Genomic DNA, 26,252 nt, shown 5'->3' on the forward strand with positions numbered 1-26,252 from the left:
AAAAAAAGCGAGTTCGCCTTATTTATTTTACCAATTTTACTAGTAAAAGTTTAGTAAAATTTATTTTAAATAAAAAATAACTTGCAAAGCAAGTTATTCACCATATTTTTGAAGTAGGCTTTTGTTAATAAAGTATCAAACAGCAATTGGTATTAGTACAACAAACGAAGAAATTGAAACTATCATTCCAGATACATTTTTTTGTATGTATACATCAATTAAACATTGATATAAAACATAAGGAATGATTACTAAAAGTAGACAAAGAGTTATTATCCCTGTTACAAATGCTCCTTTAACTTCCTTTACTTGTACTTTTTTAGTTTTCCTATTTATAACTTGTCCAAATATTAAGACAGTATAAATAACAAATGCATAAAGAACCGTTGTGCTTGAAAGTGAGTCTGCAATTATCATGTGACTCGGTTCAGCTGTAATTGACTGAATTGAAAGTGAAGCTGCTATTGTAACGAAGAATAAAATCTGAGTTATAATAGCTCCGATTATTGACGCTTCTTTATGTGATAGGGTTTTTGATCTTTTACCAAAGTATACAAACCCTTCATGTGAAGCTGATTCAATTGTTTTTGGAATAAGTGTGGTATAACCATTTACAATTGTTAATAAGGTTGAACTTATTATAAGTTTAAATATTAAACTTAGAGCTGGAACTTTACTAAAGACTGTATCAAATAAATTGAAAATGTCTCCGTCATTTGCTCCTATAAAAATTGAGACTGTAATAATAATATAGAATAATGTAACTGCAATAATTGCAGCAAGCATTGCTGGTTCTACAACTTGTTTATGTTCAACATCTTTTTGTAAAGTTGTTGCATAAATGAAACCATCAAATGCAAATAAGATTGGAATAGCTGTTGAGAAAAATGTTGGAACTTTTCAATCGCTTTGAGCAGCGTCAAATGAGTTTCCATTTTTATTTCCAAGGAAGAATACTGCAAATCCCCCAATGATAACAGCTAATAAAGGAATGAATTTTACAAATGTAAAAGTAGTTTGAATTAATTTACTTGGCTTTGAAGTGAATGTATTCATCACTTGAAAAGAAATTAATAAAATTGATGACAATATTATTTTCAATGTTATGTATCAACCTAAATGATTTGATTTAAACATTGCCAATGAGTTATCGACTCCATAAGCTGCTCTAGCAAATGTTTGCATTCCTTGTTCGAATAAAACATCAACTAAGAACATTGCTCCCAATGATCCAAGTATTGGCATATAAAATGCCACATAGAAAATTGAAAACATTGATGCAGATTTTTTATTAATAAATTTTGCAGATCATGACTGAACTGTATTGTGATCATCTTTATCAATTGCAGATGAGATTTCTAAAAACGAAATCATCATCAGTGTACAAATTAAACCTATAAAGATTCACACAACAATTGCTAGATAGGGGTTGTTGTTTGCAGCGTCTAAAACACCACCAGACCCAGGTTCACTTCTATTTTTTAAATATATTCCTGAACCTACTACCAGTCCAAAAGCCATAGAAAATATTGCTAAGAATTCAAATATTCTGTTCCTCGACTTATTTTTTTTATTTACATTAATCATATTTTTTTACCTCTTAATTTTTATTTCACGTTTTTTATTTTATTGTTTTTTGTAATTAAATATTCATTTAATCAGTAAGTCCCACCCATTAAAGCTCCAAAACCTATAAATAGAATTGGTATTACTAAATCGCTTGCATCTTTTGAACTGGCAAATGCTACAAACCCATCATCTATAATACTTACATATAACATTCAAACATCCATAATTATTAGAACTGAAAGTGTTATAACTTGAATTCAATAAGTATTTTTAAATGGCTTAACGTCCACTTTTTTTGTTTTTCTATTATGTAAAACACCACCCATTATTAGTGCGTAAATAATAAATACATAAAGTATCCCAGTGTCTGCAGAGTAGTAAGTTACCAAGAAGTAATCTGGTTCTCCAGTTTTTCAAGTTAACCCTAATGATAACGCTACAAAGATTACTAATGTTATATTTGTAATCATGGCACTAACTCAGCAAGCTGTTCCATATTTAATTTTTTCTCCAAAGTTTTTGTTATAAATATATCCTTCTTCAACAGAAGCTTGTAAAACTTTTGGATATAAAGTTGTATATGCATTAATAGTTGCAAGTAAAGTTGTAACTATTATAACATTGAAAGCCAGACCTAATCTTGGACCAACTTTACCATATTTATTAAACATTTCTAAAATATTTCCATCATCTGCTGAAACAAAGATTGCCACAGTTACTAAAAGATAGAATACAGAAACTGAAATTATCCCAGCCAACATTGCGGGAGCAACAACGCTTTTGTGTTCAATATCTTTTTGAGCAGCAACAGAATCTACAAATCCGTCAAATGCAAATAAGATTGGAATTAAACAAGCAAACAATTGATTTACTTTGAACGGTTGTGCATCAACCATGTCAAATGATGAGCTATCAACTTTACCAAATATTGCTAAACCAAACCCACCAAACAATACCATTAGTAATGGTACGAATTTTAGAATTGTGAAAATAATTTGAATTCATTTTCCTGTTGTAAAATATTTTGAATTAAGAAATTGGAATGAAACTAACACAACAACTCCAATTAGAAGTTCAACTGTTATTCTAGTTTCTTGTCCTCACAACGCATTTAAAGTTGTGTCCTTTGTTCAAATTAAAAATGTGTCTATTGCGCCAAACAACGCATTAACTGTAAACAATGCTCCAATGATTGTAAGCACTGGTAAGTAAATTACTATATAGAAGATAGAGAACACAGTTCCAAATCTTCTTCCTAAAAATTGGGCACCCATTGTTGCCATAGTATTGTGATCATCTTTTTTTGCAGCTGTTGATGCTTCAATAAAAGAAAACATCATCATACACGCGAACACTCCAACAAATAATCAAACAGCCATAGCCACTCATGGATTATTTCCTGCAGCTTTAAGAACTCCGTCGTTACTTGAATTTTTTAAATAGATTCCCGATCCTACAACAATTCCAAAGGTAAGAGAAAAGATTGTTAGAAATTCAAACGTTTTGTTTTTGAATTTATTTTTCTTATTTACCTTTACCATTTTTTTCTATACCTCGTTGTATTTCTTTTTTAAATGAAATAATAACATTTGAATATCAGCTGGATTAACTCCAGTTATTCTTGAAGCTTGACCGATTGAAACAGGTCTTACCTTTTCTAGTTTTTGTCTTGCCTCTAATGCTATATTTTCTACTGTAGAGTAATCTATGTCAGTTGGAATTTGTTTTGTTTCCAACCTCACAAATTTATTTATTGTTTCGTTTTCTTTTTTTATGTAACCTTCAAATCTGATGTTAATTAAAACATTTTGTAATTGATTGTCGGTTAAATTATTTAATTCATTAATATATTTTTTTAAAACATTTATCTCTACCTTTGGTTGTTTAAGAATCTCATAAGCACTTAACCCTTGAGTTAAATGTGCTTGATCTAAATTATCTAATTCAATTGCAAGTTCAGTTTTTGGACTGAATCTTATTTCTTTTAAAAGTTCGATTGTTTGTTCGATTTGTTTTTTATATTCTAAAAATTCTTTGTATTCGTTTTCGTTTACCAAACCTACTTCATAACCATATTTGCGTAAACGAATTTCTGAATTATCATTTCTTAATGTTAGCCGATTCTCTGCCCGACTTGTCAATAACCGATATGGTTCTACCACACCTTTATTAACTAAATCATCAATCATAACTCCAATGTATGATTCATTTCTTTTAAGAATTAATGGATCTTTGTTATCAATTTTTCTTACTGCGTTTATTCCGGCAATTAATCCTTGCCCTGCAGCTTCTTCATATCCACTTGTTCCATTAATTTGTCCAGCAGTAAACAGTCCACCAACTTTTTGAAGTTCTAATGAAAGTTTTAGTTGTTGCGGGTTTATACAATCATATTCAATTGCATACGCTCATTTGTCAACAACTACGTTTTCAAATCCTGGTAAACTTTTTAGCATTTGTTCTTGAACTTCAATTGGCATTGAAGTTGAAAAACCTTGCACATAAAAAGTATCAAGATGAACTGATTCAGGTTCTAAGAAAATTTGATGTGTGTCTTTCTTATTGAACCGTACAATCTTGTCCTCAAAACTTGGGCAGTATCGTGGTCCAATACCTTCAACTTGTCCAGAGTACATTGCACTTCTGTGTAAGTTGTCTTCAATTATTTTTTTTGTTTCTACAGTTGAATGAATTAAATAACATGGCAATTGATCTTCAAACTTAATTGGATTTTTAGTTGAGAAAGAGAAAGCAAGTTCTCTATCTGTTCCAGGTTCCAATGCAGTTTTTGATAAATCAATTGAATCTTTTTTAACTCTTGGAGGAGTTCCGGTTTTGAATCTTAAAGTTTCAATTCCTAATTTTTCAAAAGATTTAGAAAGTGAATTAACAGTTATCTCGTCATTTGGCCCGGCTGAATATTTTTCTTCACCTCTAAAAATTAAACTTGATAAGTATGTTCCTGTTGTAAGAACAACAGCTTCACATTCTATTTCTCTTCCATCTTCCAAGCAGACAGATTTCACATTATTTTGTTCATCCAACATTATGTCGTGAACAATTCCTATTACCAATTCCAAAAGAGATTGTTCTTTGACAATCTTTCTCATATAGTTTTGGTATTCTAATTTATCTGTTTGTGCTCTTAAAGCTCAAACTCCAGGTCCTCTTGATGAATTTAAAAGTTTCATTTGTAAAGCTGTTGCGTCAGCTGCTTTACCCATTTCTCCACCAAGGGAATCTATTTCTCTTACAACAATTCCTTTTGCAGGTCCTCCTATTGAAGGGTTGCATGGCATTGCTGCTATTTTATCTTCATATAAATTTACAAGAATAGTTTTTTTACCAAGTCTTGCACTTGCTAGTGCAGCTTCTACTCCTGCGTGTCCAGCACCAACAACAACGACATCCGCCTTCATTATTTGAACCTCCTTCTATTTAATTCTTTCAAATAAAACTAGTTTATTTGTAATTTGTTTGTAATCAAAATTGTTTTCTGAAATATTTTCAAAATTTATTTCATTATTTTCTAATCCCATTTGTCCAATCATCTTAGAATAATTTTCAGTTAAAATTGGTTTTAGTAAAAATGAAATGATAATTATATTTTTTTGTAAGATAGACAGAACTAAATTTAATTCTTCTAGCTTACCTTCTTTTTCTAATGCTCAAGGTTTTGTATCCTCGATAAATTTATTACACTCTTGTCCTAATTTCAAAACAGTTTGTGTAGCTTCACTAATGTTATAAACATCCATTTGTTTTTTATATTCATCAATTGTTTCTAAACCTAATTTAACCAATGGGCGGTTAAGGTCTAGATCAACTTTATTTAATTTACCATCAAAATATTTTATGATCATGTTTGATACTCTTGAAATTAAATTACCAACATTGTTAGCCAAGTTTGTATTGAATGATTCCACAAATAATTCTTCAGTTAAGTTTCCATCTTTATCTGTTGGCAAATTATTTGCCACATAAAAACGAACTGCATCACTTGAATACTTTTCAATCAGTTCAATTGGGTCCACAACGTTACCTAAAGATTTTGACATTTTATTTCCACCACTTAGAATTCAACCATGGCTTAAAAGTTTGTCTGGCATTTTTAAATCAAGTGATTTTAAAATTACAGGTCAATAAATTGAGTGGAAGCGAGTTATCTCTTTTCCAACAAATTGTAAAACTTCACTGTCTTTACTTCAGAATTTTTTTAGCAATGAATCATCTTCACTTCCTCATCCCAAAGCTGTGATGTAGTTTGAAAGTGCATCTATTCAAACATAAATAACGTGGTTAGAATTTTCAATAACTGGTATCCCTCATTTGAAACTTACTCTTGTTACAGAAAGATCTTCAAGATCGTTATTTATAAAATTATTTAACATTTCTTTTTTTCTAGCTTCAGGTTCTAAGAAATTAGTTTTGAATAAATCTACTAAGAAATCTTTGAACGCAGAAACTTTTAACATATATGTTTCTTCTTGAAAATCTTTGGCCACGTTTTTACAAACGTTATGCACAAAGTTTTCATCCATTTGTTCATAAGTTAAAAACTCTTCACAACTTACACAGTATTTCCCTTTGTACTCCGAAGGATAAATTAATTCCTTTTCTAAAAGTAAAGAAAATATTTTTTGAACTGCTTTCATGTGATCTTCGTCTGTTGTACGAATGAACCTATCAAAGTCAATATGAAGTTTTGTTCATAAATCCTTGAAAGACTCTACAATCCCATCCACATATTCTTTAGGTGTAAGGTTTGCTTCATTTGCTTTTTGTTCAATTTTTTGTCCATGTTCATCTGAACCTGTTAAAAAGAAAACATCATATCCATTTTCTTTTTTATATCTTGCCATAACATCAGCTAGTGTAGTTGTGTATGTGTGTCCAATATGCAATTTACCACTTGGGTAGTAAATTGGCGTTGAAACAAAAAACGATTTTTTCATAATTATTTTTCCTCTGTTTGTAGGTGATAAATAGCTTTAAGTCCTCTATAACTTTCATTTGCTGTTAAACCATAACCAACGATGAAAATATCGTCTATTGAAAATAAAGAATCAACTTCTAATTCTGCAGATCTATCTTTATGTTTTTTTTCAATTAAAGATAAAATCTTTACATCTTTTGGTTCTTCTTCATTTACAATATCGTAAAGTTTTTTTAATGCATTTCCTTTATAGAAAATATCTGAAACTATTAACACGTTTCTTCCTTTTAATGATGTTTCAAATCCCAAATCAATTTTTGTTGAATTTGAGTCTTTAGTTTTTGCCACAAATTGAATAGTTACATCAATTGGCAACTCCCGAATTAAGTCCGCCACAAAAACAAATGTGCTAGATAAATCAGCAACTATTGTCAACTGTTCGTTTTCGTACATTTTTCCATATTCATTTGCAGCTTTAATTACAGCAGCTTTAATTTCTTCTTCTGTAATTACCGTTACTAACTTCTGATTGTCTGACATTATTACAACACCCTTCTAAAAATCTTATCTACATTCCTTATAAAGAATTTCAGGTCAAATAATTCCTCTAATTCTTTTTCATTTTCAATATAGCTTAAAATACCGTTATTTAGTAGAACTTCTTTGAATTCGCTTCCGTTACTTTGCGCTTCCAAAGTACATTTTTGTACGAAATCATAAATTTGCTCTCTAGAGTAATTATACTTCATTAAGATGTAAGTTAATACCCTTTGACTAAAGAAAAGTCCTTTTTGTTCATTTATGTGTTTTTCAATGTTAATTTTATTAACAACCACATTATCAATGGTATTTTTCATTCTATTTATTATGTAAATAATTATGTTAAAAACGTCTGGTAACATAAGTCTTTCATTAGAACTGTGAGAGATGTCTCTCTCATGTCATAATAAGTTGTTTTCTAATGACATAGTAATAAAACTTCTCACATATCTTGCAAGACCTGAGATATTTTCACTACTTATTGGATTCTTTTTGTGAGGCATTGAACTTGAACCCTTTTGTCCCTTGTCAAAACCTTCACAAATTTCACTAACTTCACTTCTTTGAAAATGTCTAATTTCAATAGCCATTTTCTCTAAAGTTGTTGCAATACTTGAGAATGCCATTATTAAATTAGCATGGCGATCTCTTTGAGTTACTTGTGTAGAAAGATTGTCTACATTTAAATTCATTTCTTTTGCAACTATTTCTTCAACTTCTAATTCAAGGTTAGCGTAGTTACCCATTGAACCTGAAATTTTTGAAACTTCTATTTGTTTTCTTGCTAATTTTAGTCGCTCTAAATTTCTTTGCATTTCTTCAAATCATAACAAGAATTTTAGTCCTAATGAAGTTGGTTCTCCATACATACCATGGGTTCTTCCCATTATAATTTGTTCTTTATGTTCAATTGCTTTTTCTTTTAAAACCAATAAAAGTTCATTTAAAGCTTTTTCAACTAATTCATTTGATTGTTGTATTAATTTATTTTGCGCAGTATCAACAACGTCAGTTGAAGTTAAACCCAGGTGAATTCATTTTTTTTCTTCACCCAGAGTTTCAGAAATTGCACGCGTAAAAGCTACAACGTCATGTTTTGTTTCTTTTTCAATTTCCAACATTCTTTGTCTATTTATTTTTGCATTCTTAAAAATTAATTCACAATCTTTTTCAGGCACTACCCCTAATTCCATTCATGCTTTAACAACAAATTTTTCAACATCCAATCATGTTTCTAATTTGTTATCTTCATCTCAAATTTTTTCAATTTCTTTTATAGCATATCTATCTAACATAAGTGGTTCTCCTGAATTTCTTTTTTAAAATACTTGATCTAATAAAACTGTTTGTGTTCTGTCTGGACCTACTGAGAATCCCACAACATCAACTTCACAAATTTTTTCAATTAATTTAATATAATTTTTTGCAGCATCTGGTAATTCATCAAAAGATGTAACTCCAGTTATGTCTTCGCTTCAACCTGGAGTTGAAACATAAAGAGCTTCACATTGTTCATACTCTTCTGTAGTCGCTGGCATGTTTGTAATTTCACGACCGTTCAATAAATATTTATTACAAATTTTAATTTCATCTAAACCTGACAATACATCAAGCAATGTAATGAATAGAGCATCAATTCCTGATGTTCTGATTGCATATCTTAATGCTACTGCATCAATTCAACCAACTCTTCTTGGTCTTTTTGTATTTGCTCCATATTCATTTCCGCGTTCACGGATTCCATCACCAATTTCATTTAGAAGTTCTGTTGGGAATCCCCCCGCTCCAACTCTTGTTGAATAGGCTTTTACTACTCCTAAAATTTTATTAATATATTTAAAACCAATTCCTGAACCTGTTGCAACATTACTTGCTGAACAGTTTGAACTTGTTACGAAAGGATAAGTTCCGTGATCGATGTCTAACATAGCTCCTTGAGCTCCTTCGAACAGAACTTTTTTTCCTTCTTTTATTGCAGCTTCAATGTATTCACCTGTATCAATAACATGTTCTTTTATTTTTTCATAGTTTACAATTAGTTCATTGTAAGTAGTTTCGAAATCTTCGATTTCGATATTATACATTTTTTTCAAGAAGTCTTTTTGATATGAATGAATTTCTTTAAATCTTTCTTTGAAGTTTGGTATAGCTAAATCACCAAGACGTACTCCAATTCTTGAAGCTTTGTCTTGATAAGCTGGACCAATTCCTCTTTTAGTTGTCCCAATTTTTTTATCACCTTTTGCTTCTTCTTGAGCAGTATCAATTTGAATATGATATGGTAAAACAAGTTGAGCTCTATTTGAAATTAAAAGTGTTCCGTAATCTTTTACAGATTGTTTTATTAATTCAAATTCATCAACTATTTGTTGAAGATTAATTACACATCCATTACCAATAATGTTGATAACGTTTTTATTAAAAATTCCTGACGGTATAATTCTTACTTTATGTTTTTGTCCATTGAAATTAATTTGGTGACCAGCGTTGTCCCCACCTGAAAAACGAACTACAACATTTGTTTGTTGAGAGAAGTAATCAGTTATTTTCCCTTTTCCTTCATCCCCCCATTGTGATCCAACGACAACAAGTGTTTTAAAATTATTCATAATGTTCTCCTTATTTATTGTAACTGTTCATTATTTTTTTAAAGTCATCTCCGCTTGCAAAATCATTTACAAAATTGGCAACAGATACAATTTTATTTTCTATTTCACCGATTTCTTGATTAGACATTTTACTCAAGACTCAGTCTACTATTTTATAATTTTCTGCAGGTGGGTCTATACCCACTCTTACACGATTGAACTTTTCAGTTCCTAAGAGTTTGATAATATTTTTTACTCCGTTATGTCCTCCGGCGCTTCCTTGTTCTCTGAATCTTAATTTCCCAATGTTTAAATCTTTGTCATCATATATAACTATAATATCTTCGATTTTAATTTTGTAAAAATTCATAATAGCAACTACAGCTTCGCCTGACAAGTTCATAAAAGTTTGTGGCTTAGCAAATATTATTTTTTCACCATTAATATTTGAAAAATATAATTTTGCTTTGAAGTCTTCTTTTTCGTTTTGAATAATAAATTTATTCATGATTGCATCCAGACAAATAAAACCAGCATTATGTCTTGTAGTTTCATACTGTCTCCCAGGATTACCTAAACCAACAATAAGTTTTGGCATTTATTTTTTTCTTCCTTCTAAAAAGTCATCCACTTTTTTTGTAATTGAAGATTTGAAATCTTCATAAACTTCTGTTAGCGAATGTTTTTCATAAGAACTTTTTATCATGTTGGCTAACAAGTTTGAAACCGTAACAATTTTAAGTCCTTCAAATCTTCTGTCTTCAGGAATATCAATTGTATCTGCAACAATAACTTGCTCGATAACTTTATCCTTAATTGCCTGTGACATATTCTTAACTGCATCTCCGTTAAATAATCCGTGACAAGCTATTAAATATATTTTTTTAGCTCCTGCTTCTTTTAAAGCTTTTGCTCCATTGATAATAGTTCCACCAGTATCAATCATATCATCTATCACAAAACAAACTTTATCTTTAATATCTCCAAGAATAAATTCAACTTCTGCTTTATTAGGTTCTGGTCTTCTTTTTGCAATAACTGCAATACCATTTGTTGCATTTCCAGTATACTTTGCAACTCCATGAACTCTTGTAAGTCCTCCGTGATCTGGAGAAACCAAGGTACATTCCTCGGGTTCTAAGTTATCTTTAATAATTGTGTCAATAATTTCTGATGCAACAGTTTGAGCCGTTGAAAAGTTATCGGTTGGTACATTAAAGAATCCCATAGTTTGAGCTGAGTGAAGGTCAACAGTTATTACTCTGTTTGCTCCAGCTGTTTCAATTAAATTTGCAATCAATCTTGCAGTAATTGGTTGTCTTCCTTTTGCTTTTCTGTCTTGACGTGCATAACCAAAGTAAGGAATAACAACATTAATTTTTTGAGCACTTGCTCTTTTGAAAGCGTCGATTGCGATCAACAATTCCATTAAGTTATTATTTACAGGTTGGTTAGTGGATTGAATTATATAAATTTCTTGTCCTCTAACTGAGTCCAATGATTGAACAATCATTTCTCCGTCCCTAAAAGTAGATGTCTTTGCTTCAGATTCTTTAACTCCAAGAATATCACAAACTTTTTTTGCCAAAGGTTTACTTGATGATAAACCAAATATTTTTATATTATCTTTTTCCATTTTTTTAAGTCTCCATATTAATAATAACAAATTTCAACTTTAATAAATAGAATAAATTTAAATGGATGTAAAAAAACATTGAATTCTGATAGGTAAGTAAACCAACTAACCAACTTTTTTAAAAAGTTTTGCCCTTGTAGAGCACGTTTTCGTCCAAATTTTTTTTAATTTTTATTCTTGGAAAATACTATATAATAGAAATAGTGTCTTTTTTGGGGACTTTTTAGGAGGAGAAAACATGGGACTGGCAAATTTATATAATATCACTCATAAAAATGGAGATAAAAAACTTTATGAGGATACAGCAATTAAAGTAAATAAGGGAGAACATATTGCATTGATTGGACCTAACGGTGCTGGGAAGACCACCTTGTTAAACATCATTGCAGGAAAAATAATACCTGACAAAGGTGAAGTGGAAGTTCACCCAAGAACTAAAGTTGGTTACCTTGACCAACACCAGGAAGTTGATAAAGAACAAACTGTGGATGCTTATTTAAAATTAGCTTTCAGTAGTCTTTATGAATTAGAAGCAAGAATGAATAAAATTTATGAAGATATGGCAATTGAATATAAAGAAGACGATCTTGTTAAAGCTTTAAAATATCAAGACATCTTAAACCTAAATGATTTTGATATGATTGATAAAAAAATCGGAAACTTGGTTGATGGTTTAGGAATTGGATTAGATAAATTACAAATGAAAATGGGAGAATTGTCTGGGGGGCAAAGAGGAAAAGTTATTTTAGCAAAACTTCTTTTAAGTGACGATGACTTTTTATTACTTGACGAACCTACAAACTTTTTAGATATTCAACAAGTCGAATGACTTGCAAAATTCCTACAAAACTTTGAAAAAGCTTTCGTTATGGTTTCTCATGATAATGACTTTATTAATAAAACTTGTGGAATAATTTATGCATTAGATAATTTTAAATTAACAAGATTTGTGGGTAACTATGATAAATATTTAGCTGAATCACAAATGTTAAGAGAACAATATGACAAAGCTTTTTCAGCTCAACAAAGAGAAATTAAAAAACTAGAAACTTATGTTGCCAAAAATAAAGCTAGAGCAAGTACTGCAAAGTCAGCACAATCTAGACAAAAAGTTTTAGAAAAAATGGATGTAATGTCTGAGAGAAGAGATTTAACAAAACCTAAATTTAGTTTTTCATACAAGAGACCTAGTAGTTCAGTTGTTTTGGAAGCAAAAGATTTAGTTATAGGATATGAATCTCCATTATTACATGAATTAAACTTTGCTTTACGTGAAGGTGAAAAATGTATTATTAGTGGTAGAAACGGTATTGGTAAAACAACATTTTTAAAAACAGCTGCCACTGAAATAAATCCCTATTCAGGGAAAGTGGATTTAGGACAAGGAGTGGACTACGCATACTTCAAACAAATTGAAGATGTAGCAGGAATTACACCTGTTCAATATTTATTAAGACAATTTCCAGACATTACCGAATCTGAAGCTAGAGCAAAAATTGGACAATTTGGGGTAAAAAACTCTTTAATGGTTCAATCAATGGAAAAACTATCTGGGGGTGAACAAACTAGAGTTAGATTGGCTGCCCTAAGTATGGTTCCTTGTAGTTTGTTGGTTCTTGACGAACCAACAAACCATATCGATGTTTTAGCAAAAGAAGCACTTTTAGAAGCAATACAAGCTTTTAAAGGGACTGTTCTTTTAACTACTCATGATATCAACTTTTCTACATTATGAGCCGATAGGGTTTTAGATTTCGAAACATTAGTGTAAAATTAGTTTAAGTAAATTTTCAATTTACTTGAGGAGGGTTTTATATGACAAAAGATTTCGATTCAGGATGCTTCAAATGTGTTGAAGAAATGAAAAAAACCAATAACGGAGGAGCTGCTGCTGGCATTTTGGCTATGAAAATGCAACAAGGTATAGCTCAACAAGACTTAGATAATATACATCTATGTAAAAAACATTCTTAATTAAATTCATAGTTATATATACTAAAAAAGACAGGCATTATTAAATGCCTGTCTTTTATTTTTCTTTAAAAAAAGTAGATCCGCTACCGCTCATAGAATAATTTTTACTAAACTCTTTTAATTGCGGGTATAATTCAATCGCTGCCTGTGTTAATTGGTTTTTTTCTTTACTTTTTCAACCTTGTATTTCGTCAAAATGTTTATAAACTGCTTTTGTTTCACAATTTACATCCGTAAAAATTAATTGTTCTTTTTTAATAAGTTTTAATTCGGTTTTTTTAATCTTTTGGCCAAAACCTTTTACAAAAGCACTACTATAACCCTTCATGAAAAAAAATGTATCAAAGCCAATTGCTTTACATATTTCTCTTCTTATTTTTTTCGCCTTATTTCTGCCTAAAAAGTAATTTGCAATAGCAACAGCATCACTGCTGCCACCACCCAATCCTGAACCGACCGGAATGTTTTTGTGCAAAACAATTTTATATTTATCATTTATATAGCCGTTTCTTTTCAAAATATCCATAACAATTAGAATGAAATTGCTTTTTTCTAAATCTTTAATATTACATTCAAATGAATCCCTACTGCTTTTTTCAATTCTTATTTCATCAAATAGATCTTCGACTAAAACCATATTTGATTTAATTTTGTGATATCCATTTTTAGATGGTTTGCTAACCTTTAAGTCAAGATTAACTTTTGCATACGCTTTAATTGTTTCCATTTTTTGTTTCCTTGTAAATATTTATGAAATCCTCAATACTTAAGTTTTCAGGTCTTTTATTATTTTCTATTTTTGTTAAAGCTAAAATTTCTGTTGCTCTTTGTTTGGTGTTAATAGTGGTACTTAAATTATTTAGTATTGTTTTTCTTTTGTTGTTAAATAATTTTCTAACGAAAGCTACAAAAGCTTTATCATCTTTAATTTGATTTAAATATGCTTGATGAAATTTTAAACTAATTATTGCTGAATCAACCTTTGGAATAGGTCTAAACATATTTTTGTTTACTGTAAACTCATAATTAACTTCAGAATAAAATTGTGCTGCAACCGAAAGGTTATTATAATTATTTTCATTTGCTTTAGCACATATTCTTAATGCCACTTCTTTTTGAACCATAAAAATAGCTTTATCCAAAAACTTACTTACATCTAAAGTTCTAAAAATAATTTCGCTAGTTATATAGTATGGTGTATTTGAAATTAATGAAACTTTTTTACATGAGTTACTTTCTATTAGTTTTTTTAAATCAACGTTTAAGACATCTTCCATGATTAATTCAAAGTTTGATTCATTAATTTCAGATTTTAATAATACTTCTAAATCTGTATCAATTTCAATTGCTACAACTTTTTTGAAACGTTTACACAATTCTTTAGTTAACGCCCCTCTTCCGGGTCCAATTTCTATTATCAAATGATCTTGTTCTTGATCTAAAATATTTATTATTTTGTTGATAAGATTTTTATCACTTATAAAGTTTTGTCCGAATTTTTTCTTTGCATAATCCACTTTATTGTTCCTCCAGGATTTTTTCTACATCTTCAATGCTTAGTGATAAAAGATTTAATCATTTAAATAATCTTTTTGAATTAATTTTTTCATCTCAATTAAAATTATTTGCTATTTTTATTCTATTTTTTGGTAAATAAAAATCATTAACCAAGTATTGTTCCCAAGTAATAGATTCTTGTTCATCACTATTAAATGTTATCAAATTATTGAGTGCATTTTTAATATCTTCGTCATTTGCTTCAGCAATTCCAATTTTTTTTGAATCTTTTATGCTTTTCTTATTGATAAATGCGTTAAAACATTTAAAATTAAGATAAGAATTAATCTTGTCGCGAATCAAAAGCCCTGGACCATCAGGGTCTGTGAATACAATTATTCCTCGCTTTTGGTTTACATCTTGTATGACATTTAAGGTTGACTCGCTCAAAGCAAGACCATTGGTTTCAATCGTCTCTACATTGTCTTTTCCAAAGATCTTTTGTAGTTTAGCTGTGTCGCTTCTTCCTTCGACAACAATTACTTGATTAATTTTCATTTTTTGTCGCCTTTCTTTTTATATATTAATACTAGCATTATTAAGCAAATTAATGTATAATTATTAACGAAGGGTTTTTTTCTTATAGAGGAGGAAATAAAGATGGCATCATGAGACCGTAAAAGAGAATTCGTTGCCCTAGACTTAGGTACTGCTAACGTAGTTGCATACTTAGGTGGACAAGGTATCATTTATAATGAACCTTCAACAATGGCATACGATGTACAAACAAACACAGTTATAGCAGCTGGTGAGCAAGCTTACGAAATGGTTGGGAAAACTAACGAAGACATTAGAATGGTTGTACCATTAGTTGACGGGGTTATCGCTGACTTAGACGCTGCAAAAGACTTGATCAAAATTATCTTTTCACGTATTAAATTATCAGATATCTTAAAAAATGCTTTAGTAGTTCTTGCCTGCCCTTCAGGAGTTACTGAACTTGAAAGAGGAGCATTAAAACAAGTTGTTGCTGATATGGGAGCAAGAAATGTTCTTGTTGAAGAAGAAGTTAAATTATCAGCTATCGGAGCTGGAATTAACATCGCTATCGCAAGTGGACACTTAGTTGTTGACATTGGTGGTGGAACAACAGATATCGCTATTATTTCTGCAGGAGACATTGTTATCTCAAGATCAATTAAAACTGCTGGAAATCACTTTGACGAAGAAATTAGAAAATATATTCGTGCAGAATACAACGTATTAATCGGAATTAAAACTGCTGAAAAAATTAAAATCGAGATCGGTTCATTAACAAAAATCGATAATGGGCGTACTTTCCGTGCATTCGGTAGAGACGTAATTTCAGGTTTACCAAGAGAAGTTGTTATTTCACCAGATGAAGTAAAAAATGCATTATTAGCACCATTTTCAAAAATTACTGACTTAATTGTTGAAGTAATGGAAAACACTCCTGCTGAATTAGCTGGAGATATTATTAGAAATGGTATTACTATTTGTGGTGGAGGAGCATTGTTAAGAGGTATTGATACATACTTCGAATCAATTTTCCAATTAAAAGTAACAAAAGCTCAAGATCCTTTATTAACAGTTATTGAAGGAACTAAAGAATACGAAAAACAAATCGAAAAATGATTAGACGTTGTTGAATTACGTGATTCAAGAGAATATAACATTAAATAATAAAAAAAGAAGCAAATTAGAGCTTCTTTTTTTAGTCCCATATTTTGCAATTTTATTTAATTTGTATGTAAATAATTGGAAAAAAGCATATAAAATAATAGTAATTAGGACTTGAGAGGTAAAAAATATGGCAAAAGTTACTTTAAATCAAAGAACACATGTAGCTATAGATGTGGGTACTAGCAAAACAAGAATACATATCGAGAGACTTGGTATGGTATTTAACGAATCAACTATTATAGCAACTGATTTTAAAACAAAAAAAGTTATTGCAATCGGAGATGCTGCAAAAAACTTTGTGGGAAAATTAAGTGGTAATTTACAATTAAAATACCCTATGAAACGTGGGGTAATTTCTGATATGGCAATTCTGAAATTATTTTTGGCAACGATATTAAAAAAATATGAAAATGAAATTAAAGGAGCTATCGTTACATTGGCTTGTCCAACTAGCGTAACTCATTTAGAGAGAAATTCATTAGTTAAGGCAATTAAAGAATTAGGAGTATTTCATGTTCAAGTTGAAGATGACATTAAATTGGCATTGCTTGGAGCTGGAATTGATATCACAAAACCTAATGGTTATTTAGGACTTGATTTAGGAGCTGGAAAATCTACAGCTGCAATTATTGCAACTGGAGGAACAGTTACTTCAAAATGATCAAAATCTGCTGGAAATACAACAGATCAAGAAATTGTAAAACATTTAAAAGCAAAACACCAAATCTTAATTGGAGATATTACTGCTGAAAAAATTAAAAATTCAATTTCAACTTTAATTAAAACAAAAACTCCTTTGAAAACAATAGCTTATGGTTATGATTTAACATCTGGAATGCCAAAAGATATTGAATTAACAGATAAAGATATTGCGAAAATATTACAATCTACTTTTGGAAATTTAACAAATTTAATTACAGGAGTTTTAGAAGACTCACCTAACGAACTTGCAGGAGACGTTATTAAAAATGGAGTTATTGTAACAGGAGGTATGGCTAACATCCCTGGTGTAAAATTCTATTTTGAAGATTTCTTTGAAATCCCAGTAACTGTTGTTAAAAATGCTGCAAACGCTACAATTGATGGAGCTATCGCTCATAAAGAATTAACAATCGAAGAATACGAGGTTACACATAGCCCAGTTGAGGAGGTCTCATACTAGACCTCTTTTTTTTGCCCTATTTTTGTGGTATAATAATTGAAATATTTATAGGAGGGCGACTATGAAGAAAAAATTATTTGAATTGGATAAAAACCTAATTCCAAACGTTGAAAAAATTTATTACAATAATTCTTTTATAGATTGTTCTCATAAAGTTATCGGTCTAGATGTTCGTGATAACATTTGAAAATGTACAGTTTGTTTCTACTTTTTTGATTTTGATAACAAAAGACAATATAAAGCTTTCATGCACAGAATGTCAAAAGATTATTATGATTTTGAACAAATGGAAAAAGATTACAGTAAAAAAGTAGTCAAAGAAGAAGAAAGAGAAGAAATGGATCATTTTTTAAAAGAATTGTATATGATGTATTAAAATTTGCTATAATTAAATAAATGACGGAAGACAATTTTCTATTGAAATTTGTCTTCTTTTTTGTTATAATCTTTCTAGATTATGTACTCTACTCATAAATAGAGCCACGTAATTCTACTTAAATAAAAAATTAGAAAAAGGAGATTGGGAACAATGGCAAACAAAAAACCAACATTCGTATCAATGGACTTAGGTACTGCCAATACTCTTGTTTACATCGCTGGACAAGGTATTGTTTATAACGAACCTTCAATCGTTGCATACAGAATTAAAGAAAATAAAATCGTTGCTGTAGGGGATGAAGCTTACAAAATGATCGGTAAAGGAAACAAAACTATTAGAGTTGTAAGACCTATGGTTGACGGAGTTATTACTGACATTAGAGCTACAGAAGCTCAATTAAGATATATTTTTACAAAATTAAGAATTACAAAACAATTAAGACACTCAATTATGTTATTAGCATGTCCATCAGTTATTACTGAATTGGAAAAAACTGCTCTTAAAAAAATTGCTGTAAACTTAGGTGCAGACCAAGTTTTCGTTGAAGAAGAAGTTAAAATGGCTGCTTTAGGTGGAGGGGTAAATATTTATGCTCCAACAGGAAACCTAATCGTTGATATGGGTGGGGGAACTACTGATATTGCTGTATTAGCATCAGGAGATATCGTTCTATCAAAATCAATTAAAGTTGCTGGAAACTACTTAAATGATGAATGTCAAAAATTCATTAGATCACAATACGGACTAGAAATTGGTTCAAAAACAGCGGAATCAATTAAAGTTAACGTTGGATCATTATCAAAATACCCAGACGAAAGACGTATGAAAGTATACGGACGTGACGTTGTTTCAGGATTACCAAGAGAAATCGAAATTACTCCTGAAGAAGTAAGAGAAGTACTAAAAGTACCAGTATCAAGAATTATTGACCTAACAGTTCAAGTTTTAGAAGATACACCACCAGAATTAGCTGGAGATATCTTTAGAAATGGTATTACTATTTGTGGAGGAGGAGCCTTGATTAGAGGAATCGACAAATACTTCGCAGATACATTACAATTACCAACAAAAATTGGTGAACAACCATTATTAGCCGTTATTAACGGAACTAAAAAATTCGAATCAGAAATCTGAGAAATTATTAAAGCTCAAAGATTACATGATGACATCATGGGTAGATAATTCCCTTTTGTTTAATATCAGTTAAAACAAAAAAGGAGGTTTATTTATGTATGTAGAATCAACCAGACCTTTCATTTCCCTAGATCTTGGTACAGCAAACGTTTTGGCGTATGTATCGGGACAGGGAATTGTTTATAATCAGCCAAGTATTATGGCTTATGATAACAATTTAAATAAATTGATTGCTATCGGTGAAGAAGCATATGATATGGTCGGAAAAACAAATGACAACATCAGAATGGTTACACCATTAGTTGATGGGGTTATTGCAGACTTAGATGCTGCAAAAGACTTATTAGAACACATTTTTGATAGATTAAAAATGATGAACTTTTGAAAAAATTCAGTAGTTGTACTGGCTTGTCCAAGTGGAGTTACTGAATTAGAGCGTGATGCTTTAAAATTAGTTGCAAAAGACATGGGAGCAGATCTTGTTGTCGTTGAAGAAGAAGTTAAAATGTCAGCACTTGGTGCTGGTGTAAATATCGAACTTCCTTCAGGTAACTTAATTGTTGATATTGGTGGTGGAACTACTGATATTGCCATTATTGCGTCAGGAGACATAGTTCTTTCTAGATCTGTTAAAGTTGCTGGTAATTACTTTAATGAAGAAATTCTAAAATTTGTTAGAGCAGAATATAATATTGCAATTGGTTCAACAACTGCTGAAAATATTAAAAAGAACATTGGATCTTTAGTTAAATATCCAAACGAACGTTCAATGCAAATTTATGGAAGAGATATCGTTTCAGGATTACCAAAAGAAGCAAAAGTAAATTCAGAAGAAATAAGAAACATTTTACTTGGAGCTTTTGGAAGAATTACAGACCTTGTAATTGAAGTATTAGAAAACACACCACCAGAATTAGCTGGGGACATCATGAAAAACGGAATGGTTCTTTGTGGTGGGGGTGCGTTAGTTAGAAATGCTGACAAATACTTCCATGATATCTTCCAATTACCTACAAGAATAGCTGCAAGTCCATTGGACTGTGTTATTGAAGGTACAAAAGCTTATGAAAAAATAATTCTAAGAAAAATCGAAGAAGGTTTCTACAAAGATTCTCAAGGAACTTACTTACAAACATTAAAAAAATAGTCTTATGACTATTTTTTTAATAAACATACACCAAATAAACCTCATAAATATTGACTTTTTTTAGGGCCATAATGCCCATAAAAAGGCACTATATCGAATTTGTTTAAAGTAAAGTGTTTGCTTTATGATAAACAACAATGTATAATATGATTACATATTAAATATGACCAGGAGGAAGATTATGAAATTTGAAGATCGTACATTTATCGCCTTGGATTTAGGAACAAGCAATATTCTTGCATTTGTTGGAAGACAAGGAATCGTTTATAACGAACCATCAATTATGGCATACGACAATATCACAAACAGTCTAACAGCTTTAGGACACGAAGCTTATGACATGTTAGGTAAAACTCACGAAAACATCAGAATGGTAGTACCAATTAGAGATGGAGTTATTACAGATTTAGAAGCTGCAAAAGACTTATTAAAACATGTTTTTTCAAAACTAAAAATGTTAAATGACTGAAAAAACTCAATTATTTTACTAGCATGTCCTAGTGAAGTTACTGAATTAGAGCGTGATGCTTTAAAACAAGTTGCTTACGACATGGGAGCAGAAATAGTTATCGTTGAAGAAGAAGTTAAAATGGCTGCATTAGGAGCTGGATTAAATATCGATGTACCAAAAGGTAATGTTGTTATTGATATCGGTGGAGGAACTACTGATATTGCTATTATTTCAGCAGGAGATATCGTTATCTCAAGATCTGTTAAAGTTGCTGGAAATGCATTTGACGAAGAAATCAAAAAATACATTCGTTCTGAATACAATGTAACAATTGGGGAAAGAACAGCTGAAAATATCAAAATGGAATTAGGTTCTTTAGCAAAATACAAAGGTGAAAGAACTATGTCAGTATTTGGTAGAGATATCGTTTCTGGTTTACCAAAAGAAGCTATTATTAGTTCAGAAGAAATTAGAAATGTACTTGTAAACTCATTCAGTAGAATTACTGACTTATTAATTGAATTAATGGAAAACACACCACCAGAATTAGCTGGAGATATTATCTCAAACGGATTTATGATTTGTGGTGGAGGAGCAAAAATTAGAGGAATCAAAGAATACTTTAATGGAATCTTCTCAGTACCATGTAAAATCTCACCAAACCCATTAGCTGGAGTTGTTGAGGGAGCAAAATTATTCCAAAAAACAATTAATAAACGTATTGAAAATGATTACTATGGAAAAAACGCAAAAGACGTTAAAAAAGGTAGTCAAAGTAACTTGATCTAATCTGGTCTTAGTTAATAAAAAAACAGCGAAAGCTGTTTTTTTTGTATCCTATTGTAGGTTAAAGATTTTTTTGGCGTTTCTAGTTGTTATTTCTGCAACGTCGTCTTTATTTAGGTTTTTTAGTTTAGCAATTTTTTCAACTGTGTGAACAATTTCTTTAGTAGTATTTATTCTACCTCTGTGTGGTACTGGTGTTAAATAAGGTGCATCAGTTTCTACAAGAATATTGTTAATTGTTAATTTTTGTACAGCTTCGTGTAAATCTTTTGCGTTGTCAAAAGTTACAACTCCAGGTATTGAAATATAATAACCTTTGCTTACAAATTTTTGAGCTAAATCATAACCTCTTGTGTAACAATGAACAATAGCTCTTTTAACTTCCATTTCCTCTAAAATTTCTAGAGCATCAAGATATGCTTGGTCTGAACCATCTCTATCTCTAAGGTGTAACATAACTGCAAGATCATTGTCTAATGCAATTGCAATTTGTTTTCTAAAAATTTCTTTTTGAACTTCCACATATTCGTCTGTGTAATAATAATCTAAACCTATTTCACCAATAGCTACAGTTTTGTCTGCATGTGCTAAAATTTCAATTTCACTAATATCTTTCTCATTAATTGTGTGAGCTTCTGTTGGGTGAATACCAACAGCACAAAATACTTCGTCAAATTCCATTGCGTATTTTGCAGATTTTTTTGAAGACTCTACGTCATAACCTACACAGCAAAAGTTTGCAACCCCTACTGCTTTAGCATCGTTAATCATTTCCTTTGTTTCCATACCTTCTTCTTTGTATCTTTCATCTGTAAAATGTGTATGTGTATCAAAGATTCCTGCCATATAATTTTCCTACTTTCCTAAACAATATTTTTTGAAAATATTGTCAATTACTTCTTCATCTGCATCAACTACTCCTAACAAGTTGTTAATAATATCTAATGCTTTATATAATTCTATCACTAATATATCTAAGTCAAATCCTAAGTCAATATTTTTCACAATTTCTTTTATAATTTCTAATAAATTTTCAACTTGAGCAATTGAATTTATATTTGTTATTAAAGGTAAGTCACTCTCAAGTATTTCTTCGTTTTGTAGCAACTCTTTTATTTTTTCTAACAATGCATCAATTTCATTATTGATAGCACTTATATAAACTATGTCTGGTTTCTTATTTATATTATTATTTAAATCTGACTTATTAAAAACTTTTATAAAGTTTTTATTTTCTAATTTTTTTTCTAATTCCATATTTATATTATCGTTGTCAACAACATATAAAATCAAATCTGCTTGGTCAATTAATTTTAAACTTTTTTCAATTCCTATTTGTTCTACTTTGTCATTTGTATTTCTAATACCAGCTGTGTCAATTAAATTTAAAGAAAAACTTTCAAAATTAATTGTTCCTTCAACTATATCTCTCGTCGTCCCTTCGATGTCTGTTACTATTGCTTTTTCTTCATTTAACATGGCGTTGAGTAACGAGGACTTTCCAACATTTGGTTCACCCAGAATTAAAGTTTTTATACCTTCATTTATTTTTAAAGCACGTTTGCTTAAGTCTAAAATTTTTTCAATTTTTGTATCAACTTCAACTAACTCACTTTTTATTTCTTCTGGTGTTGATCCTTCTATATCATCATAATCAGGATAATCAATTGATGTTTGAATTTTTGAAATTACATCTATTAATTTATCTTTAATTGAAATTAATTTATCATCATTAATACCCGCCATTGATTTGGCATTAATTTTTAATGCCAAATCATTTTTTGCTTCTATCAAATTATTAATTCCCTCAGCTTGTAATAAACTTATCTTGCCATTCATATAAGCTCTTTGACTAAATTCTCCAGGTTGTGCCATTCTTGCTCCCTTTGAAATAATAAGTCTAATAATTTTATTGGTAACTAAAACTCCACCATGACAATTTATCTCCACAGTGTCTTCCCCAGTAAATGATTTTCCCTTTGTGAAAGTTAAAATAAGAGATTCATCTACTAGAATATTATTATCATATATTCTTCTTAACTGTTGTTTGTTGTCCTCAACCAAATCTTTATCCAGCAAACTATTTACAATTTTAAAAGTATCGTTTCCAGAAACTCTTATTATAGAAATTGCTTGTTTTGAAATTTTTGTGGCGGGTGCAACTATTGTATCTTCTAAAAATAGTTTCATAATTTTCTTACCTTCAAACCTATTATAACAAAAAATAAGATAGACTATTTGTCTATCTTATAATATATTTTTAAAGCTTTACCCGCCCCACATATGACAGATTTAGTTTTTACAAAAGTGTGTTTTGCTCCAACATAATAATATTTTTGTCTGTTTCTTTTTGATAACGGTAAAGTATAAATTGTTTTTCTGTTTCTTAAACATTCTGAATAAAGTTTAACTAAATTTTCTTCACTTACTCACAAACCACCAAGATAAAGTTGATAGTAGTCTGCAAGGTCTACATTTAATTCAAGATCAAAAAGATTTTTATAAAGTAACTTCAACATACTTGATATTTTTATTGTTGTTTTTTGAGGAACTAATTTCTCTCCCACAACATAAACAATATTTTTTTGTTGTAACTCACTTCAACCAATTGAAATTACTTCAACTGGTAATAAGTTTTGTATGACTTCTTTTGTTTTTTCAAGCAATTTTATTCTTATTTTATTTTCTAAAAAGAAAATCACTTCGTTAGATTCATTTTTGTGAGCTAATTTTATTTTAGCTCTATGATTCATAAAGAAGTGATTAAATTTATTAGAATTAATTTTTAGCACTTTTAGCATTTTTATCAGAAAGTGCTTTTGCTTTTGCTGCTTGAATTGTTTTTTCTCTTTTTTTAATAAATCTTTTTGATTTTGTTTCTCTAAGAAAATGAAATGCTAGAGTTTGACAAATTTGGAAGAAAGATGAGAATATTCAGTAGATAGCAACCCCTGAAGCAATAGAAGAAACAATGAAGATAAACATAACAATGAATACCACTTGCATGATTAATTGTCTACGTTTAGATTTCTTTTGTTGTTCTGATTCTGCTTTTTTTGTCTTTTTAAACATTTGTAAAAACATCGGTAACATCATTGATGCTATTTGCAATGGTAAGTACACTGCGATCAATGCTGCATATATTCAATGTCCTTCTTTAATTTGAGCTCATGGTTGTTCGATTAAAGTAATCTTTCCAACTGTAGCTACTTTTAATGCTCTTGCAGATCTTACAATTGAGAACATCGCAAATAGGAATGGCATTGACATAAATTGTGCTGCCATAGAACCTAATGGGCTTATTCCTTCTTTTTTGTATAAATTCATTAACTCCATTTGTTGTTTTTGTTTAGCTGCTGGGTCGTTTGAACCTTTGTATTTTTCTTGGATTTCTGCTTGTTTACCTTGCATTGAAGTCATTTTTTCTTGATTTTTTTGTGTTTTTCAAGTAAATGCCAATGTTATTCCTCTAACCAAAATTGATGTAAAGAATATTGCAAAGATTGCAGATACCCCGTAATTAGCTTTTGAACTGTCCAATATTCCATCAGTTGTTCCTGAGAACATTCTAATGAATCCTACCAATACAAACGCTAATGGATATACGAAGAATCCATAAAAGGGCGAACCAGTTTCTGCAAATGCAGAACCTCAACTTGTGATTGCTTTAAGTTGATATTCATAAATGTTTCCATCCTTAATAACAAACCAGTGAGTTTTTCCTCCGTAGTCATTTAAACTATTAATAATAATTTCAAATGAAACACCGGGAGCATAAATTTTGTTACCTGACATGTCAGTTACAGTAGAGACTGTAAATTCTGATTGGTACATCTGTACACAACCTCAAAGCATTGAAATAATAACGAAAGCAAATAATACTAATTTTGTTCAACCTCAAATTTGTTTTGCGATATCTTTTTTAGTTTTTTTACCTTTTCCTTTATTATTATTCAAATACTTTGAATAATCTTGTTTATACAAAAAGTCTCACCTCATCTTTCTAATATATTGAATTCAGCAATTTTTCTAATTCTTTTTCATTGTATTCAAATGATCTATTCAAGAATTCGTTTCTTGCCATAATAACTATTTTTAGTTTTTTGTTATTTAAGCTATCGATTCTTTTGCTTACCATTTGTCTAATTTGTCGCTTAATTTTATTTCTAATTACAGCATTACCTAGTTTTTTACCTACAGAAACACCGTATTTAAAATTCAGCTCATCACTTTTAACATAATATATTACAAAGGATCTCGCTTTTTGAAACCTTTTTTTACTTATTATTCTTTGAAAATGATGATTTTTTTTTATAATATTTTTATTTTTCATAAAAATTAAGCACTTAATTTAGCTCTACCTTTTGCTCTACGAGCTTTGATAACTTTTCTACCATTTTTTGTAGCCATTCTTGCTCTAAAACCATGTGTTCTAGCGTGCTTAATTTTACTTGGTTGTCATGTTCTTTTCATAGCTATTTCCTCCTTTATAAAACAAAACTTCATATTAAATTATATCTTATTACTTCACAATATTTTATAAAAAGTTAATTTTATTACTGTTAATAACTTTGTACAAAACTGTTGAATAACTTGAAAAAGTGGAAAACTTTCAAATATCTTGTAATTATAGGATATAATTTCAAAGTTATTAACAAAAATGTGTAAAAATCTTGTGATTTAAAAGTTATCCACATTATTAAATGTTAATATTTTATAATGTATTTATGGTATTTGGAGGACTACAAA

Annotated in this window: 26 protein-coding genes; 8 read left to right on the plus strand and 18 right to left on the minus strand. The window is 30.0% G+C overall.

The window, feature by feature from the left end; all coding sequences use genetic code 4:
- Positions 1-93: 93 nt before the first annotated feature.
- From SCHIN_RS06175 to SCHIN_RS06215, 9 genes are read right to left on the minus strand one after another with little or no spacing between them, the layout of a single operon-like run.
- Positions 94-1,587 (minus strand): APC family permease, encoded by a 1,494-nt coding sequence (locus tag SCHIN_RS06175; RefSeq protein ID WP_166508753.1) that lies wholly within the window; start codon positions 1,585-1,587, stop codon positions 94-96.
- Positions 1,588-1,607: 20 nt separating this feature from the next.
- Positions 1,608-3,110, minus strand: coding sequence for an APC family permease (locus SCHIN_RS06180; RefSeq protein ID WP_166508754.1), 1,503 nt, complete (start codon positions 3,108-3,110; stop codon positions 1,608-1,610).
- A gap of 6 nt (positions 3,111-3,116) precedes the next feature.
- On the minus strand, positions 3,117-4,988 hold the full coding sequence (gene mnmG, locus SCHIN_RS06185) for a tRNA uridine-5-carboxymethylaminomethyl(34) synthesis enzyme MnmG (protein WP_166508755.1): 1,872 nt from the start codon (positions 4,986-4,988) through the stop codon (positions 3,117-3,119).
- A gap of 15 nt (positions 4,989-5,003) precedes the next feature.
- Positions 5,004-6,524, minus strand: coding sequence for a methionine--tRNA ligase (gene metG, locus SCHIN_RS06190; RefSeq protein WP_166508756.1), 1,521 nt, complete (start codon positions 6,522-6,524; stop codon positions 5,004-5,006).
- A gap of 2 nt (positions 6,525-6,526) precedes the next feature.
- A complete protein-coding gene (locus SCHIN_RS06195; protein ID WP_166508757.1) occupies positions 6,527-7,045 on the minus strand; it encodes a phosphoribosyltransferase in 519 nt (172 codons plus the stop codon).
- 2 nt (positions 7,046-7,047) lie between these two features.
- Positions 7,048-8,340, minus strand: a complete 1,293-nt coding sequence (gene purB, locus SCHIN_RS06200) for an adenylosuccinate lyase (protein ID WP_166508758.1) — start codon at positions 8,338-8,340, stop codon at positions 7,048-7,050.
- 24 nt (positions 8,341-8,364) lie between these two features.
- Entirely contained in the window at positions 8,365-9,657 is a 1,293-nt protein-coding gene (locus SCHIN_RS06205; protein ID WP_425057177.1) for an adenylosuccinate synthase, read from the minus strand.
- Positions 9,658-9,664: 7 nt separating this feature from the next.
- Entirely contained in the window at positions 9,665-10,231 is a 567-nt protein-coding gene (pth, locus tag SCHIN_RS06210) for an aminoacyl-tRNA hydrolase (protein WP_166508760.1), read from the minus strand.
- Entirely contained in the window at positions 10,232-11,269 is a 1,038-nt protein-coding gene (locus SCHIN_RS06215; protein WP_166508761.1) for a ribose-phosphate diphosphokinase, read from the minus strand.
- Positions 11,270-11,507: 238 nt separating this feature from the next.
- Here SCHIN_RS06215 and SCHIN_RS06220 point away from each other — a divergent pair, with 238 nt between their 5' ends.
- Both SCHIN_RS06220 and SCHIN_RS06225 read left to right on the plus strand, forming a co-directional pair.
- Positions 11,508-13,040, plus strand: a complete 1,533-nt coding sequence (locus SCHIN_RS06220) for an ABC-F family ATP-binding cassette domain-containing protein (protein WP_166508762.1) — start codon at positions 11,508-11,510, stop codon at positions 13,038-13,040.
- 44 nt (positions 13,041-13,084) lie between these two features.
- Positions 13,085-13,243 carry a hypothetical protein gene (locus tag SCHIN_RS06225; protein WP_166508763.1) on the plus strand — a complete coding sequence of 53 codons (159 nt, stop codon included), beginning with the start codon at positions 13,085-13,087 and terminating at the stop codon, positions 13,241-13,243.
- 55 nt (positions 13,244-13,298) lie between these two features.
- Here the strand turns inward: SCHIN_RS06225 and SCHIN_RS06230 are convergent, their stop codons facing one another.
- Genes SCHIN_RS06230 through rnmV form a run of 3 tightly spaced genes read right to left on the minus strand, consistent with a single transcriptional unit; the run spans position 13,299 to position 15,298 of the window.
- On the minus strand, positions 13,299-13,970 hold the full coding sequence (locus tag SCHIN_RS06230; RefSeq protein WP_166508764.1) for a GHMP family kinase ATP-binding protein: 672 nt from the start codon (positions 13,968-13,970) through the stop codon (positions 13,299-13,301).
- On the minus strand, positions 13,957-14,760 hold the full coding sequence (gene rsmA, locus SCHIN_RS06235) for a 16S rRNA (adenine(1518)-N(6)/adenine(1519)-N(6))-dimethyltransferase RsmA (protein WP_166508765.1): 804 nt from the start codon (positions 14,758-14,760) through the stop codon (positions 13,957-13,959). The genes SCHIN_RS06230 and rsmA overlap by 14 nt, the downstream gene beginning before the upstream one ends.
- A 1-nt stretch (position 14,761) precedes the next feature.
- A complete protein-coding gene (rnmV, locus tag SCHIN_RS06240; RefSeq protein ID WP_166508766.1) occupies positions 14,762-15,298 on the minus strand; it encodes a ribonuclease M5 in 537 nt (178 codons plus the stop codon).
- A 102-nt stretch (positions 15,299-15,400) separates the two neighbouring features.
- Between rnmV and mreB (SCHIN_RS06245) the strand changes: the two genes are divergently transcribed.
- From mreB (SCHIN_RS06245) to mreB (SCHIN_RS06270), 6 genes are all read left to right on the plus strand, one after another.
- Positions 15,401-16,444, plus strand: coding sequence for a rod shape-determining protein (gene mreB / locus SCHIN_RS06245; RefSeq protein WP_166508767.1), 1,044 nt, complete (start codon positions 15,401-15,403; stop codon positions 16,442-16,444).
- Positions 16,445-16,571: 127 nt separating this feature from the next.
- On the plus strand, positions 16,572-17,606 hold the full coding sequence (locus tag SCHIN_RS06250; protein ID WP_166508768.1) for a rod shape-determining protein: 1,035 nt from the start codon (positions 16,572-16,574) through the stop codon (positions 17,604-17,606).
- A gap of 61 nt (positions 17,607-17,667) precedes the next feature.
- A complete protein-coding gene (locus SCHIN_RS06255) occupies positions 17,668-17,982 on the plus strand; it encodes a hypothetical protein (RefSeq protein ID WP_166508769.1) in 315 nt (104 codons plus the stop codon).
- A 153-nt stretch (positions 17,983-18,135) separates the two neighbouring features.
- Positions 18,136-19,167: a rod shape-determining protein gene (gene mreB / locus SCHIN_RS06260; protein ID WP_166508770.1), complete on the plus strand. Its 1,032-nt coding sequence runs from the start codon at positions 18,136-18,138 to the stop codon at positions 19,165-19,167.
- Between the two features lie 46 nt (positions 19,168-19,213).
- Complete coding sequence (mreB, locus tag SCHIN_RS06265; RefSeq protein WP_166508771.1) at positions 19,214-20,266, plus strand: rod shape-determining protein; 1,053 nt, start codon at positions 19,214-19,216, stop codon at positions 20,264-20,266.
- A 181-nt stretch (positions 20,267-20,447) separates the two neighbouring features.
- The gene (gene mreB, locus SCHIN_RS06270) at positions 20,448-21,506 is read left to right on the plus strand and encodes a rod shape-determining protein (RefSeq protein ID WP_166508772.1); all 1,059 of its coding nucleotides are present in this window, start codon (positions 20,448-20,450) and stop codon (positions 21,504-21,506) included.
- 48 nt (positions 21,507-21,554) lie between these two features.
- Here mreB (SCHIN_RS06270) and SCHIN_RS06275 read toward each other — a convergent pair whose 3' ends face one another.
- Genes SCHIN_RS06275 through rpmH form a run of 6 tightly spaced genes read right to left on the minus strand, consistent with a single transcriptional unit; the run spans position 21,555 to position 25,976 of the window.
- Positions 21,555-22,349: a TatD family hydrolase gene (locus SCHIN_RS06275; protein WP_166508773.1), complete on the minus strand. Its 795-nt coding sequence runs from the start codon at positions 22,347-22,349 to the stop codon at positions 21,555-21,557.
- 9 nt (positions 22,350-22,358) lie between these two features.
- Positions 22,359-23,693, minus strand: a complete 1,335-nt coding sequence (gene mnmE, locus SCHIN_RS06280) for a tRNA uridine-5-carboxymethylaminomethyl(34) synthesis GTPase MnmE (protein ID WP_166508774.1) — start codon at positions 23,691-23,693, stop codon at positions 22,359-22,361.
- A 44-nt stretch (positions 23,694-23,737) separates the two neighbouring features.
- Positions 23,738-24,304, minus strand: a complete 567-nt coding sequence (locus SCHIN_RS06285) for a hypothetical protein (RefSeq protein ID WP_166508775.1) — start codon at positions 24,302-24,304, stop codon at positions 23,738-23,740.
- Entirely contained in the window at positions 24,282-25,487 is a 1,206-nt protein-coding gene (gene yidC / locus SCHIN_RS06290; RefSeq protein WP_208057186.1) for a membrane protein insertase YidC, read from the minus strand. Before yidC ends, SCHIN_RS06285 begins: the two co-directional genes overlap by 23 nt.
- Positions 25,488-25,506: 19 nt before the next feature.
- The gene (gene rnpA / locus SCHIN_RS06295) at positions 25,507-25,836 is read right to left on the minus strand and encodes a ribonuclease P protein component (protein ID WP_166508777.1); all 330 of its coding nucleotides are present in this window, start codon (positions 25,834-25,836) and stop codon (positions 25,507-25,509) included.
- Between the two features lie 5 nt (positions 25,837-25,841).
- Complete coding sequence (gene rpmH, locus SCHIN_RS06300; RefSeq protein WP_025363633.1) at positions 25,842-25,976, minus strand: 50S ribosomal protein L34; 135 nt, start codon at positions 25,974-25,976, stop codon at positions 25,842-25,844.
- Positions 25,977-26,252: the final 276 nt, after the last annotated feature.

Source organism: Spiroplasma chinense (assembly GCF_008086545.1).
GTDB classification, from domain to species: domain Bacteria; phylum Bacillota_I; class Bacilli_A; order Mycoplasmatales; family Mycoplasmataceae; genus Spiroplasma_A; species Spiroplasma_A chinense.